Annotated in this window: 13 protein-coding genes and 1 riboswitch; of the genes, 8 read left to right on the top strand and 5 right to left on the bottom strand. The window is 62.8% G+C overall.

Translation table 11 applies throughout. The annotated features are described in order from the left end of the window. Positions 1 to 121: 121 nt before the first annotated feature. Both ligB and F6S12_RS18205 read left to right on the top strand, forming a co-directional pair. The gene (gene ligB / locus F6S12_RS18200; RefSeq protein WP_161466546.1) at positions 122 to 1,792 is read left to right on the top strand and encodes an NAD-dependent DNA ligase LigB; all 1,671 of its coding nucleotides are present in this window, start codon (positions 122 to 124) and stop codon (positions 1,790 to 1,792) included. Between the two features lie 113 nt (positions 1,793 to 1,905). After that, positions 1,906 to 2,301: a DUF1090 domain-containing protein gene (locus F6S12_RS18205; RefSeq protein ID WP_011063964.1), complete on the top strand. Its 396-nt coding sequence runs from the start codon at positions 1,906 to 1,908 to the stop codon at positions 2,299 to 2,301. Between the two features lie 39 nt (positions 2,302 to 2,340). Here the strand turns inward: F6S12_RS18205 and F6S12_RS18210 are convergent, their stop codons facing one another. Next, on the bottom strand, positions 2,341 to 2,790 hold the full coding sequence (locus F6S12_RS18210) for a c-type cytochrome (protein WP_053160293.1): 450 nt from the start codon (positions 2,788 to 2,790) through the stop codon (positions 2,341 to 2,343). Positions 2,791 to 2,922: 132 nt separating this feature from the next. Between F6S12_RS18210 and F6S12_RS18215 the strand changes: the two genes are divergently transcribed. After that, positions 2,923 to 4,098 (top strand): murein transglycosylase A, encoded by a 1,176-nt coding sequence (locus F6S12_RS18215; RefSeq protein ID WP_072443605.1) that lies wholly within the window; start codon positions 2,923 to 2,925, stop codon positions 4,096 to 4,098. Between the two features lie 43 nt (positions 4,099 to 4,141). Here the strand turns inward: F6S12_RS18215 and F6S12_RS18220 are convergent, their stop codons facing one another. Both F6S12_RS18220 and F6S12_RS18225 read right to left on the bottom strand, forming a co-directional pair. Continuing rightward, positions 4,142 to 4,525: an MAPEG family protein gene (locus F6S12_RS18220; protein ID WP_011063967.1), complete on the bottom strand. Its 384-nt coding sequence runs from the start codon at positions 4,523 to 4,525 to the stop codon at positions 4,142 to 4,144. A gap of 35 nt (positions 4,526 to 4,560) precedes the next feature. Then, complete coding sequence (locus F6S12_RS18225) at positions 4,561 to 5,394, bottom strand: EamA family transporter (protein WP_011063968.1); 834 nt, start codon at positions 5,392 to 5,394, stop codon at positions 4,561 to 4,563. A gap of 311 nt (positions 5,395 to 5,705) precedes the next feature. On the opposite strand from F6S12_RS18225, the gene F6S12_RS18230 reads away from it, so the two are divergent. Then, entirely contained in the window at positions 5,706 to 6,965 is a 1,260-nt protein-coding gene (locus F6S12_RS18230) for a cation:proton antiporter (protein ID WP_011063969.1), read from the top strand. On the opposite strand, the gene F6S12_RS18235 is transcribed toward F6S12_RS18230, so the two are convergent. Together F6S12_RS18235 and F6S12_RS18240 are read right to left on the bottom strand one after the other, a co-directional pair. Beyond that, positions 6,966 to 7,853, bottom strand: coding sequence for a formate/nitrite transporter family protein (locus F6S12_RS18235; RefSeq protein ID WP_011063970.1), 888 nt, complete (start codon positions 7,851 to 7,853; stop codon positions 6,966 to 6,968). It abuts the gene before it with no gap. Between the two features lie 73 nt (positions 7,854 to 7,926). Continuing rightward, positions 7,927 to 8,331, bottom strand: a complete 405-nt coding sequence (locus F6S12_RS18240) for an acyl-CoA thioesterase (RefSeq protein ID WP_011063971.1) — start codon at positions 8,329 to 8,331, stop codon at positions 7,927 to 7,929. A gap of 199 nt (positions 8,332 to 8,530) precedes the next feature. After that, positions 8,531 to 8,637, top strand: a riboswitch (S-adenosyl-L-homocysteine riboswitch). Between the two features lie 21 nt (positions 8,638 to 8,658). Here F6S12_RS18240 and ahcY point away from each other — a divergent pair. The 4 genes from ahcY (at position 8,659) to F6S12_RS18260 (ending at position 14,135) form a co-directional block, all read left to right on the top strand. Next, on the top strand, positions 8,659 to 10,068 hold the full coding sequence (ahcY, locus tag F6S12_RS18245) for an adenosylhomocysteinase (protein ID WP_011063972.1): 1,410 nt from the start codon (positions 8,659 to 8,661) through the stop codon (positions 10,066 to 10,068). Positions 10,069 to 10,257: 189 nt separating this feature from the next. Next, positions 10,258 to 11,103, top strand: a complete 846-nt coding sequence (gene metF / locus F6S12_RS18250) for a methylenetetrahydrofolate reductase [NAD(P)H] (protein ID WP_011063973.1) — start codon at positions 10,258 to 10,260, stop codon at positions 11,101 to 11,103. A gap of 124 nt (positions 11,104 to 11,227) precedes the next feature. After that, positions 11,228 to 12,043 carry a substrate-binding periplasmic protein gene (locus F6S12_RS18255; RefSeq protein WP_011063974.1) on the top strand — a complete coding sequence of 272 codons (816 nt, stop codon included), beginning with the start codon at positions 11,228 to 11,230 and terminating at the stop codon, positions 12,041 to 12,043. Between the two features lie 223 nt (positions 12,044 to 12,266). Next, complete coding sequence (locus tag F6S12_RS18260; protein WP_011063975.1) at positions 12,267 to 14,135, top strand: DEAD/DEAH box helicase; 1,869 nt, start codon at positions 12,267 to 12,269, stop codon at positions 14,133 to 14,135. The last annotated feature ends 101 nt before the right edge of the window (positions 14,136 to 14,236 follow it).

Consider the following 14,236-nt stretch of genomic DNA (forward strand, 5'->3'; position numbering starts at 1 on the left):
CGAGCGAGCAAGGACACAGGTGTTCCCTGACGGGGAAACACCTCGCAACCACCTTCGTCCCGGCCGTCAGCCAATCCCCTCTAGCCTTTAGCGCATGACCCACAGAGCAAGGATGCTCCCCATGCTGCCAAGAGCCGTTGTGCTGCTGAGCCTCACTCCATTCTTCGCCCAGGCCGCCTGCCCCGACTGGCCGGTTCCCCGTGCCACCGATGAAATCACCGCCCTGCAGCAGCAACTGCAGCGCTGGGATAGCAGCTATTACCGTGACGGCCGATCACTGGTGGCGGATGAGCTCTACGATCAGGCCCGCCAGCGCCTGCTCACCTGGCGCCAGTGCTTCCCCCAGGCTCCCCGGGCAACGGACCAGCCCCTGCTCGGCGCCGGGGGCAGCATCCGCCACCCCATCCCCCACACAGGAGTGGAAAAACTCGCCGATGCCAATGCCGTGACGGGGTGGCTCAAGGGCCGCGACGACATCTGGGCGCAACCCAAGGTCGACGGCGTAGCGGTGACCCTGATCTACCACCGGGGGCAGTTCCAGCAAGCACTCAGCCGTGGCGACGGCGTGCATGGCCATGACTGGACCCGTGCAGCCTGGCAAATCGAGGCCATACCCAAACGACTGCCACGGCCCGTCGACCTGTTGCTGCAAGGAGAGCTCTATCTGCGCCTGGAGCAGCATGTCCAGGCTCGCTCCGGCAGCCTCAAGGCGCGCAACCGGGTGGCAGGCTGGATGGCTCGCAAACAGCTGACAGCGGCGGAGGCCGCGCAGATCGGGCTGTTTGTCTGGGACTGGCCCCAGGGCCCGGCTACATTGAGCGAACGCCTGGAACAACTGGCAGGCCTGGGTTTTGCCGAACCCCGCGAGTACAGCCGGCCCGTAGGCGGCTTCGCCGATGCACAACAGTGGCGGGCCCGCTGGTATCGCTCGCCACTGCCCTTTGCCAGTGACGGCATCATCCTGCGGCAAAGCCGGCGTCCCGCCGCCGAACGCTGGCAGGCCAGGGCCCCATACTGGATTGCCGCCTGGAAGTACCCCTACGCCCAGGTGCTGGCCAGCGTTCGTCAAGTCGATTTTCGTATCGGCCGCACGGGGCGCATCACTCCCCTGCTGGAGATCGAGCCGGTGACCCTGGACGACCGGCAGATCCGCCGTGTCAGTCTCGGCTCACTGCAACGCTGGCGATCCCTGGATATCGTTCCCGGCGATCAGGTAGCCATCAGTCTCGCCGGGTTGAGCATCCCGCGCCTGGATGAAGTGGTACTCAGAAGCACCCTGCGCCAGAGCATCCAGCCCCCGCGAGAAGCCGACTTTCACTTCCTGAGTTGCTGGCAGCCATCACCCGGCTGCGAGGAACAATTTCTGGCCCGACTGACCTGGCTCAGCAGCAAACAAGGCCTGAACCTGCAGAATATCGGCAGCCGGACCTGGGCCCGGCTGGTTGAAACAGGCCGTATCAAAGGCCTGCTGGATTGGCTGACCCTGGATCAGGCAGAGCTTGCTAACATTGCCGGCTTTGGTGATCGCAGCAGCAAGCGTTTGCTCGAGAGCCTGCACAACGCCAGGCAACAGCCCTTCCCTCGCTGGCTCAAAGCCCTCGGCATCCCGCCCAGTGGCTCGGCCGACCTGAGCGGGCCATGGCAGGCCCTGGCCATGAAAAGCAGCCTGGACTGGCAGAATGAAGCCGGTATCGGAGCGGAGCGGGCCGCACAACTGGTGGCGTTTTTTCGCGCTCCAGAGGTCCTGGCCTTGCAAGGCGCCCTGAACAGCGCCGGTATCGAAGGTTTTTAGCCCGATGGCACGTGGAACCACCCAAGCCGGAATACGCTCCAACAGCCCATTCCCGGTACAACAGTCAGTATTTTTATTGGTTATTTCTTGATCTTTTTCACCTGGAGCCTTCAATGAAACTTTTTCCATCGCTCGCCACCCTGACCCTCTGCAGCCTGATGAGCGCGCCACTGCTGGCCGCCGAGCAGGCCCCCGAGTTGACCGGCTGCGCCGCCAAGCGCCAGGCCATCATGAACCAGATAGAACAGGCCAAGGCCCACGGCAACAGCAATCAGCAGGCCGGCCTGGAGCGCGCCCTGAGCGAAGTGACCGCCCACTGCACCGACGCCTCGCTGAAGAAAGAGCGGGAAAACAAAGTGCTTGAGGCCAAGCATGAGGTCAGCCGGCGCCAGGCCGACCTGGAAAAAGCCATGAAGAAAGGTGACTCGGAGAAGATCAACAAGCGCAAGGACAAGCTTGCCGAGTCCCGCAAGGAACTGCAGCAAGCCCTGGACGAACTGGACAAGTAAGCAACCTGATGCCGCGGCCCTGCTCAGCAGAGCCGCCAATCAGTGATTGCGAAACTCTTTGTGGCAGGCGCTGCAAGCATCCTCGACCTTCTGCACCGCCGGCCCCAGATTGCTGGCCTTGTAGGGCTGGACCTGGCTGATCGTCACCAGCTCACCGGTGGCGGCTTCCAGGGTGCGGGCCAACTCCTGGAAACGCGCCTGCTTGCGCCAGACGTCATCGGTGGCGCTGCTGTGATCCTCTTCCTTGACCTCGGGGAAGTGCTTCCACGGCTCATGGGACAGGCTGTCGAGTTTCACCGCGCCTTCGGCAAAGCGCGCGCCGTCGAAAGGAATCCGCCCACGCAGCATGCCCCCCAGGTCCTCGCCGGTCTTGAGCATCTGCTTGAAGATCGCCTTGCGCTGGCCCAGGGGAGAATTGGGATCGACACCGCCACAGGCGGAAAGCGTCAGGCAGGCCAGCAATACAACAGTAAGTCTTTTTAGCGTCATGGTGGCTTCAGGTCTGGTCACGGAAACGGCGGCCAGTATCCTCGCCTCCCCGACAAAGACCAATAGCCCTATTAATAATATGGGTTGTCCCCCATCACCAATGCGGCGGGCAGCCTCTCAAGGAAATACAGCATGAACCCGAGCCCGCTCCGCTGGCCTCGCCATCTGCTCTGGGCCCTGCCGGCCCTGGCGCTGCTCGCTGGCTGCAACGGCGGCGACAATACCAAGCCAGCCCCCACCCACGCCCTGGCCACCTACAACAGCGCCACCTGGGACGCCCTGCCCAGCGTCGCCGACAACGACCTGCTGGCCGGTTTCGGCTCCTGGCGCAGCGCCTGCACCCGCCTCAAGGCCGACCCGGTGTGGGGCGCCACCTGCGCCGCAGCCGCGACGGTGCCGCAAACCCCCGAGGCCATCCGCGGCTTTCTCAAGGAGCACCTGCAGGTCTACGGCCTGCGCTCGGGCAGCGGCAGCAGTACCGGCCTGATCACCGGCTACTACGAACCGGTCTATCCCGGCAGCCTGACCCAGACCCAGGTGGCCAATGTGCCGGTATACGGCGTGCCGGAGGACATGATCATCGTCGCCCTGGACAGCCTCTACCCGGAGCTCAAGGGCAAGCGCCTGCGTGGCCGGCTCGAAGGCCGGGTACTCAAGCCCTATGACGATGCGGCGACCATCGAAAGCAAGGGAACCAAGGCCCCGGTGATTGCCTGGCTGACCGACCCCATGGACCTGCAATTCCTGCAGATCCAGGGGTCCGGGCGAATCCAGCTGGATGACGGGCGCCAATTGCGGATCGGCTATGCCGACCAGAACGGCCACCCCTACCGTCCCATCGGCCGCTGGCTGGTGGACCAGGGCGAGCTGAAGAAAGAGGACGTGACCATGGGCACCATTGCCGCCTGGGCCAAGGCCCACCCGGCACGGATTCCCGAGCTGCTGGGCAGCAACCCCAGCTACGTGTTCTTCAACCGCAACCCGGATAGCAATGAAGGCCCGCGGGGCTCGTTGAACGTACCGCTGACGTCAGGCTATAGCGTGGCCGTGGACCGCAAGGTGATCCCGCTGGGCAGCCTGCTGTGGTTGTCCACCACCCGCCCGGATGGCAGCAGCCTGGTACGGCCGGTAGCCGCCCAGGACACGGGCGGCGCAATCACCGGTGAGGTGCGCGCCGATCTGTTCTGGGGCACGGGCGATGCCGCGGGGCAGCTGGCCGGAGACATGAAGCAGCAGGGCCAGATCTGGATGCTCTGGCCCAAGGGCGTAGCGCTGCCCAAGGTGCCGGAAGTGCCCGACGCCCCTTGAGCCCCTGCGGGAGCCGGCTTGCCGGCTCCTGCAAAAGGGTGTCTCAGACTGAAACGAAGAAGAAACTGGCGATCAGGCCCATGCCCACGAACCACACCAGGGACCGCAGGATCGCCCAGTCCGCCAGGTAGCAGATCATGTACAGCAGGCGGCTGGTGATAAACAGCACCGCCAGCACGTTGATCGTCACCAGCTCGGCGTTACCTGCCACATGGGCGATGATCACCGCCGCAGCGAATGCCGGGGTCACCTCGAAACCATTGAGCTGCGCGTTGTGGGCACGCTTGGGCAACCCCTCCAGAGTACTCAGGAACGCCCGTGGGTCATGGTTGTAGCGAAGCCCGTATTTGCCGGCGCCCTTGGCGATGGCAGTACAGAGATAGGGCAGGATGATTGCAATCAACACACACCAGAAAGCGACAGTCATGGAGCAAATCCTTTTTTAGAGTTTTTAGGGAGCCTTCAGAACTTCATCACCAACATGCCAATCAGCACCAGTCCACAGGCTAAGAGCCGTGGCCGGCCGAAAGGTTCTTTCAGGTAGCGCATGCCGAACAGCACCACCAGGATCACACTGATTTCACGCAACGCAGCCGCTTCGGCGATCGATCCCAGTTGCATGGCCCAAAGCACCAGAGCGTAGCTGAACAACACGCAAAACCCGACGCTCAGCCCCAGGCGCCACTGCTCGCGCCAGAACAGGGCAAAGGCCGGGCGCTTCCAGACCACCGCCACCAGCGGAAAGGGCCAGGCGCTGAGCAGCGTGACCCAGGTCAGATAATCCAGCGGGTGCGACCAGCGGCGCAGCGCCTGGCCGTCAATATAGGTGTAGCAACCGATGCACAGGCCGATCAGCGCCACCACCGGCAGCATCGACCAGGGCAACCGCGCCCCACCGCCGCCCTGCCAGAGCAGGCAGAGCATGCCGAAGGGAATCAGCAGAATGCCCAGGACCTGCTGAGTGCTCAGCGCCTCGCCGGCGAAGACCAGGGTCAACGCCAGCACCACCAATGGAGAAAGTCCGCGCATCAACGGGTACACCAGCCCGAGATCCCCCACGCGATAGGCCTGGATCAGCAGATATCGATACAAGAGCTCGAATGCCGCCGAGGCGATGATCCAGGGCCAGATCTCCAGTGGTGGGGATTCGAGAAAAAACAGCATGATGGCCACGAACAGCAGGGCCACGGTGTCCATGCAGGCCACCACCAGCAAGCGCTCGCCACTGAACTTGATCAGGGTGTTCCAGGCTGCGTGCAACAACGCCGCCACCAAAACCAGACTTGTCGCCAGCACCTTGCACTCCCTGGTTGCCTGAAAAAGCCGGATACCGCACATCCGGGCAGAAGCCGGGAATCCTCGCATGCCTGCGGCCCTGCTTGCACGGGCTACCGGCGCATTTGGCAGTGCCAGCAGCCAATTCGGCAACATGGGCATGTTAGAGGTACTTTTCCCCAAGTGCCTGCAACGTCGGGTCGAGGCTGTGGTCAATGGCTGCGGTCAGGCGACGATGGCGAAAACTGTGTCCCTCGCCGACGCCGGTACATCAAACCCTTAGCCTGAAAGCATTCAGGTCGCTTTTTCTGTAATCATCCAAAGGAGTCCGGATGCTTGAACTTGTCGCTGCCTTTATCTGCCTGACGACGCTGCTCACCTACGTCAACTTCCGCTTTATCGGCTTGCCACCGACCATCGGCGTGATGGTCACCGCCCTGCTGTTCTCGCTGCTGCTGCAAGGCCTGAGCTACCTGGGCTACCCCGGCCTGGAAGAACATGTGGAAGAATTGATTGGCAAGATCGACTTCGGCGATCTGCTGATGAACTGGATGCTGTCGTTCCTGCTGTTCGCCGGCGCCCTGCACGTCAACCTCAACGACCTGCGCAGCTACCGCTGGCCCATCGGCCTGCTGGCCACGGTCGGCGTGCTGATCGCCACCTTCGTCATCGGCAGCCTGGCCTACTGGATCTTCGGCCTGTTCGGCTGGCACGTGAGCTTTCTCTACTGCCTGCTGTTCGGCGCGCTGATTTCCCCCACCGACCCGATTGCCGTGCTGGGTGTGCTGCGTACCGCCAACGCTTCCAAGCCGCTGAAGACCACCATCGTCGGCGAATCGCTGTTCAACGACGGCACCGCGGTAGTGGTGTTCACCGTGCTGCTGGGCATCGCTCAACTGGGGGAAACCCCGACCGTGGCTGCCACGGCCTGGCTGTTCGTGCATGAGGCCATTGGCGGCGTACTGTTCGGCGGGCTGATCGGCTACCTGGTGTATCTGATGATCAAGAGCATCGAGCAGCACCAGATCGAAGTGATGCTGACCCTGGCCCTGGTCATCGGTGGTTCGGCGATGGCCAGCGAGCTGCACGTCTCGGCGCCGATTGCCATGGTGGTGGCCGGCCTGATCATCGGCAACCTGGGACGCAACCTGGCGATGAACGACATGACCCGGCGCTACCTGGACGGTTTCTGGGAGTTGCTCGACGACATGCTCAATGCCCTGCTGTTCGCCCTGATCGGCCTGGAGCTGTTGCTGCTGCCGTTCAACTGGCTGCACCTGGCGGCCGCCAGCCTGCTGGCCGTGGCCATCGTGCTCTCTCGCGTGCTCACCGTGGCCCCGGCAATCCTCCTGTTGCGGCGCTGGCGCAGCGTGCCCCGGGGCACTATCCGCGTGCTGACCTGGGGCGGCTTGCGCGGTGGCGTCTCGGTGGCGCTGGCGCTGGCCCTGCCCCTGGGGCCGGAGCGTGACCTGGTGCTGAGCATCACCTACATCGTGGTGTTGTCGTCGATCCTGCTGCAGGGTCTGACCATCGGCAAACTGGTGCGCCATGTCACCCAGGATGCCCCGGCGGCCAAGGCCGAGGCCCACTGATCATTTCTTGATCTGCCGCGGATCGGGCGCCGGTGCCCGGTCCGCGTTCCTGTTCGGCTTGCCACTTTCACTACGCACCTGGGCATGGCTGATCAGGGCGAAGATGAAACTGCCTCCAATGATATTCCCGGCCAGGGTCGGCCCGGCGAACACCATCCAGAAATCCCGCCACGGCAACTCGCCGGCAAATACCAGGTAGGACACTTCCGCCGAGCCCACCACGATGTGAGTGAAATCCCCCAGCGCCATCAGGTAGGTGATCAGGATGATGATCCACAGCTTGGCGCTCTCCATGGACGGGATCATCCAGACCATGGTGGCAATCATCCAGCCGGAGATGATGCCCTTGGCGAACATCTGCGCTCTGTCGTTCTCCATGACCTTGCGGCCGATTTCCAGAAAGGCCTGATCGGTCTTGCCGTCGAAAATCGGCAAGTGCAGCATCACATAGGCCACCAGCAGGGTGCCGCACAGGTTGCCCACCAGCACCACGCCCCACAAGCGCAGCAAGCGCCCGAAGTTGTTCAGGCTCGGCTTGCTCATCACCGGCAGCACGGCAGTCAGGGTGTTTTCCGTAAACAGTTGCTGGCGCGCCAGAATCACCGCCAGAAAACCCGCGCAATAGCCAAAGCTGGCAATGACCTTGAAGGCCTCGCCGTCGGGCAGGCGGGAGTTGAGCAGGCCCATGCCCATCAGCGACAGGCCCATAGTCAGGCCGGCAGCCAGGGCCGACCACCAGAGGGCTGCGACACTGCGCTCCAGTTCCTGGTCGCCCTGGGTGCGGATGATTTCATGCAGGACCGCCGCGCGGGGCGGCTGGTTATGGTCGACCTCATGCTGCTCTTGAGCAGAGAGGCCGGGGGTCTTGCCATCTTTTTGCGCGTCCATAAGGCTCCTGAACCAGGCGGGTCATTTAGCTACGACACGCTGGGCTCGGGGCTGTTCCTTTCTGCGCAAGGCATCAGGCGTCGGAAGCGTCATCCTTGAACTGGTCTTTGACGTATTTGATTTCGGTGCGGCCGTGAGGCGCCGGCAGGCCGTCTTCCCCCAGGTTGACGAAGACCATCTTCTCCACCGTGAGAATGGATTTGCGAGTGATCTTGTTGCGCACTTCGCACGTCAGGGTGATCGAGGTGCGACCGAATTCGGTGGCGGTGATACCCAGCTCGATGATGTCGCCCTGGCGCGAGGCGCTGACGAAGTTGATTTCCGAGATGTACTTGGTCACGACTCGCTGGTTGCCCAGCTGGACAATGGCGTAGATCGCCGCTTCTTCGTCGATCCAGCGCAACAGACTGCCGCCGAACAGCGTGCCGTTGGGGTTGAGGTCTTCGGGTTTTACCCACTTGCGGGTGTGGAAATTCATATGCACTCCTGACCGTCCTGCCAATTGATGCCCGGCATAATGGCAGACCGGGCAGTCATGCTCTATGCAACATCGACTATGGTCGCGATTAACGATCTTCATCCAGGTGACATAAACACTTTTGGAAGTCTGGCTCAGGCGGCTATAATCGCCACCGTTTCAAAACGGTCATCTGCACTTGATACCGTTTTCCCGCCACCTGTCCGAGGGGCGCTGCAGCAGGCATGACCTGTCAGGCTCGGATGGGGCGTTGTTGGTACAGGGCTCCCTGTATGGACATTAAACGCACAACGGCGCCCATTCGCACACTACGAATGGAGGCTCTTGATGAGCGCTGTAAACACGCCTGCAGGTTTTACCGACTACAAAGTCGCCGACATCTCCCTGGCTGCCTGGGGTCGTCGCGAAACCATCATCGCCGAATCAGAAATGCCGGCCCTGATGGGTCTGCGCCGCAAGTACCTGGCTGAACAGCCACTCAAGGGCGCCAAGATCCTCGGCTGCATCCACATGACCATCCAGACCGCCGTGCTGATCGAAACCCTGGTTGCCCTGGGTGCCGAAGTACGCTGGTCGTCCTGCAACATTTTCTCGACTCAAGACCAGGCCGCAGCCTCCATCGCCGCTGCCGGCATTCCTGTGTTCGCCTGGAAAGGCGAGACCGAAGAAGAGTACGAGTGGTGCCTGGAGCAGACCATCCTCAAGGATGGCAAGCCTTGGGACGCCAACATGATCCTCGACGACGGCGGCGACCTGACCCAGCTGCTGCACGACAAGTACCCACAAGTACTGGACCGCGTTCACGGCGTGACCGAAGAAACCACCACCGGCGTGCACCGCCTGCTGGACATGCTGGCCAAGGGCGAGCTGAAGGTTCCTGCGATCAACGTCAACGACTCGGTGACCAAGAGCAAGAACGACAACAAGTACGGCTGCCGTCACAGCCTGAACGACGCCATCAAGCGCGGCACCGACCACCTGCTGTCCGGCAAGCAAGCGCTGGTCATCGGCTACGGTGACGTGGGCAAGGGCTCGGCCCAGTCCCTGCGTCAGGAAGGCATGATCGTCAAGGTTTCGGAAGTGGACCCGATCTGCGCCATGCAAGCCTGCATGGACGGTTTCGAGCTGGTTTCGCCGTTCATCGACGGTATCAACCACGGCACCGAAGCCAGCATCGACAAAGCCCTGCTGGGCAAGATCGACCTGATCGTGACCACCACCGGTAACGTCAATGTTTGCGACGCAAACATGCTCAAGGCCCTGAAAAAGCGTGCCGTGGTCTGCAACATCGGCCACTTCGACAACGAAATCGACACCGCTTTCATGCGCAAGAACTGGGCATGGGAAGAAGTGAAGCCACAGGTGCACAAGATCCACCGCACCGGCCCTGGCGATTTCGATGCACAGAACGACGACTACCTGATCCTGCTGGCCGAAGGCCGCCTGGTGAACCTGGGCAACGCCACCGGTCACCCAAGCCGCATCATGGACGGTTCGTTCGCCAACCAGGTCCTGGCACAGATCTTCCTGTTCGGCCAGAAGTACGCCGACCTGTCGCCGGCCCAGAAAGCCGAGCGCCTGACTGTTGAAGTACTGCCGAAGAAACTCGACGAAGAAGTGGCCCTGGAAATGGTTCGCGGCTTCGGCGGCGTGGTCACTCAACTGACCAAGCAACAGGCTGAATACATCGGCGTAACCGTCGAAGGCCCGTTCAAGCCAGACGCCTACCGCTACTAAGAGCAGCTGCAGGCGGCAAGTCATCAGCGGCAAGCAAAGAGCCAAAAGCTCTGCTTGCTGCAACTGACCTGGTGCTTGCCCTAATCGCTATAGCAGTTTCAAGCAGCAGGCTGCAGGCACAAGAAACCAGCGCACCTCCGCTTTTTCTTGGCGCTTGCCGCCTGTTACTTGCAACTGGAGGTCCCCTCCATGTCCAAAGATCGTCGCTACAGCTTCGAGTTCTTCCCCACCAAGACCGATGCTGGGCATGAAAAACTGCTCGCCACTGCCCGTCAGCTGGCCGGCTACAACCCCGATTTCTTTTCCTGCACCTACGGTGCCGGCGGCTCGACCCGTGATCGCACGGTCAACACCGTGCTGCAACTGGAGAGCGAAGTTAAAGTCCCTGCGGCGCCGCACCTGTCCTGCGTCGGCGACAGCAAGGACGACCTGCGCGGCCTGCTGCAGCAGTACCAGGCAGCCGGCATCAAGCGCATTGTCGCCCTGCGTGGCGACCTGCCTTCGGGCATGGGCATGGCCAGCGGTGAACTGCGCTACGCCAATGACCTGGTGAGTTTCATCCGCGAGGAAACCGGCAGCCACTTCCATATCGAAGTCGCCGCCTACCCGGAAATGCACCCGCAAGCGCGCAACTTCGAGGAAGACCTGGTCAACTTCGTGCGCAAGGCCAATGCCGGTGCCGACAGCGCGATCACCCAGTACTTCTTCAACGCCGACAGCTACTTCTACTTCGTCGAGCGCGTGCAGAAGATGGGCGTGAACATCCCGATCGTGCCGGGCATCATGCCCATCACCAACTACAGCAAGCTGGCGCGCTTCTCCGACGCCTGCGGCGCAGAGATTCCGCGCTGGATCCGCAAGCAGCTGGAAGCCTATGGCGATGACAGCGCCAGCATCCAGGCCTTCGGTGAACAGGTAATCAGTGACATGTGCGAACGCCTGCTCCAGGGCGGCGCACCCGGACTGCACTTCTATACCTTGAACCAGGCCGACCCGAGCCTGGCGATCTGGAACAACCTCCAGCTGCCACGCTGACAGGCTGCAACCCAAGCTCCGGGCCCTGGTGAAAACCGGGGCCTTTTTGTTTGCAGCAGCCTTGAGCTAGAGCGTCCGGAACTGCCTCTAGCAATTGCATGATCTCTCGTCGTAATCTCCAGCAATGTCCGTCATAGCCCGGTTGCTGACCACCTTTCTCTGCACTTGCCTGAGCCTTGCCGCCCATGGCGAGAAGCTGCGCATTGTCACCGAACCCTGGGCGCCCTATGTCTATGAGGAAAATGGCACGGCCAAGGGCCTGGACTACGAAACCACCGCCATTGTCTTCCAGCGCCTGGGCATAGAGGTGCAGTGGCAGTTCCTGCCCTGGAAACGCTGCCTGGCGATGCTGGAAACCGGCCAGGCCGATGGCGCCCTGGACATCTTCCACAGCGACCAGCGCGACGGCACCCTGCTCTACCCCAACGAGCCGCTCTCGGACGTGGAGTTCGTGATGTTCTATGCCAACCAGCGCCCACACCCGTTCAAGCGCCTGAACGAACTCAAGGGCCTGACCATCGGCACTTCCCCCGGCTATCTGTACAGCGACGATTTCAGCAACTCGACCCTGTTCAACCGCGAGCCGGCCCCCACCCACGAAGCCAATTTCGGCAAGCTGCTGCTGGGGCGGATCGACCTGCTGATTACCGACAAACGGGTCGGCCAGCACCTGCTGGACAGCCTGGGGCTGCGTGACCAGGTCAGCCAGAACCCCACTGTCATCAGCCGCCAGAGCCAATACCTGGCCGTGCGCCGCAATGCCGGCATGGACCTGCTGGTACAGCGCTTCGGCGCCGAACTGAAGCGCTTCAAGCGCGAACCGGCCTACGCCCAACTGAGCGCCAAGTACGGTGCTGAACCTGCTCTGCCGCCGGTCAGGTCTTCATCAACCCGCGAGTCAGAAAAAACCGTTGAGCAGCAGGAAAGCAGCGCACACTGATTGCTCTGTTATACTCCGGCCTCCCGCCAGGCTCACGCCCGGACGCTGGACCCTGTTCAAGGCCTCTCCACCCCGCTACGGCGCAGCCAACCGGCCCGCGCGAGCCGCCGGTGAATGACCCTTCAGGCCAGCAGGACCGGACGGGATTGCGTCCTCTTAAACGCCATTCACGCCCGGCAAGATTATCCCTTTGGGCCAAGCCCTCACTAAAACAGGATTACTCATGTCCTTTGCTTCCCTCGGTCTCTCCGAGGCTTTAGTCGGCGCCATCGAAGCCGCCGGCTACACCCAGCCTACTCCGGTGCAACAGCGGGCCATTCCCGCCGTGTTGCAAGGTCGCGATCTGATGGTCGCGGCACAGACAGGTACTGGTAAAACCGGCGGTTTCGCCCTTCCGATCCTGGAACGGTTGTTTCCCAACGGTCATCCGGACAAATCCCAGCGTCATGGCCCGCGCCAACCCCGCGTACTGGTCCTGACCCCCACTCGCGAGCTGGCCGCGCAAGTGCATGACAGCTTCAAGCTGTACGCCCGCGACCTGAAGTTCGTCAGCGCCTGCATCTTCGGCGGCGTCGGCATGAACCCGCAGGTCCAGGCCATGGCCCGTGGCGTCGATGTGCTGGTGGCGTGCCCCGGCCGTCTGCTGGACCTGGCTGGCCAGGGCAGCGTCGACCTGTCCCACGTGGAAATCCTGGTTCTCGACGAAGCCGACCGCATGCTCGACATGGGCTTCGTCCATGACGTCAAGAAAGTCCTCGCCCGCCTGCCGGCCAAGCGCCAGAACCTGCTGTTCTCCGCGACCTTCTCCAAGGACATCACGGACCTGGCCGGCAAGCTGCTGCACAACCCCGAGCGCATCGAAGTGACCCCGCCGAACACCACGGTGGAGCGTATCGAGCAGCGGGTCTTCCGCCTGCCGGCCAGCCACAAGCGTGCCCTGCTGGCGCACCTGATCACCGCCGGCGCCTGGGAACAGGTCCTGGTGTTCACCCGGACCAAGCACGGCGCCAACCGCCTGGCCGAGTACCTGGACAAGCACGGCCTGAGCGCTGTGGCGATCCACGGCAACAAGAGCCAGAACGCCCGTACCAAAGCGCTGGCCGACTTCAAGGCCGGCGAAGTGCGGATCCTGGTCGCCACCGATATCGCCGCCCGCGGCCTGGATATCGACCAACTGCCTCACGTGGTCAACTTCGAGCTGCCTAACGTCGACGAAGACTACGTGCACCGTATTGGCCGTACCGGCCGTGCCGGTCGCTCCGGCGAAGCCATCTCCCTGGTGGCTCCGGACGAAGAGAAACTGCTGAAAAGCATCGAGCGCATGACCAAGCAGAAGATCGCCGACGGTGACCTGATGGGCTTCGATGCCAGCGCAGTGGAAGCCGAGAAGCCGGAAGTGCGCGAGCGTCCGGATGTGCGCAACCCGCGCAATCCCCGTGGCCCACGCGGCGATGGCCCGAACGGCGGTGGCGGTGGTGGCGGTCGCAAGGACAAGGGCAAGGACAAGGGTGGCAAGGAAAAACCCGCCCGTGGCGAACGCCCGGCCCGCGAGCAGAAGCCTCGTGAAGGCACCCCGGCCCGCGAACAGCGTCAACCGACGCCCCGTGCCGATCGCGCACCGGACGAGTTCCTCGACGACGACGTGGACAACTTCGGTAACCGCGCTGATTACGTCAGCCCGTACCAGAACAAGAACAACCAGGGCCGCGGCCGCCGCCCAGGGGCTCCGGCCCAGGGTGCGGGCGCTGGCAATCCGCCACGCGGCGGTGCCGGTGGTGGCCAGGGTCGTTCCGGCAACCCGCGCAACAGCAACGGCAGCACCACCGGCACCGCGCCGGCCAAGCGCAGTGGCGGCCCGCGCAACGGCGCCCCTCGTGACAGCCAGGGCCGTCGCGACGAGCCGCGCAATCGCCGCCCGAACCGTGACGATCAGCCACGCCAGGAACCGGCCGTGCAGAATCCTCGGGGCAACCAGCCGAAGATCATGCACAAGGAATCCAAGGCCGATCGTTTCCCGACGCCTGAGCAGCTGGATCAGTTGCCAAGCCGTCCACGGGGCGAAAAGCCGGCGCTGCTGACCCGCAACCGCTGAGCCTCGCGCTGAAATGAAAAACGCCCCTGGCCGCAAGGCCCGGGGCGTTTTTCATGGCGGCTGGTCGAGGGCGTTTCTGTAGCCGCTGCCGCAGGCTGCGA

Origin of the sequence: Pseudomonas sp. JV245A (assembly GCF_032424515.1) — a bacterium.
In the GTDB taxonomy this organism is placed as follows: Bacteria; Pseudomonadota; Gammaproteobacteria; order Pseudomonadales; family Pseudomonadaceae; genus Aquipseudomonas; species Aquipseudomonas protegens.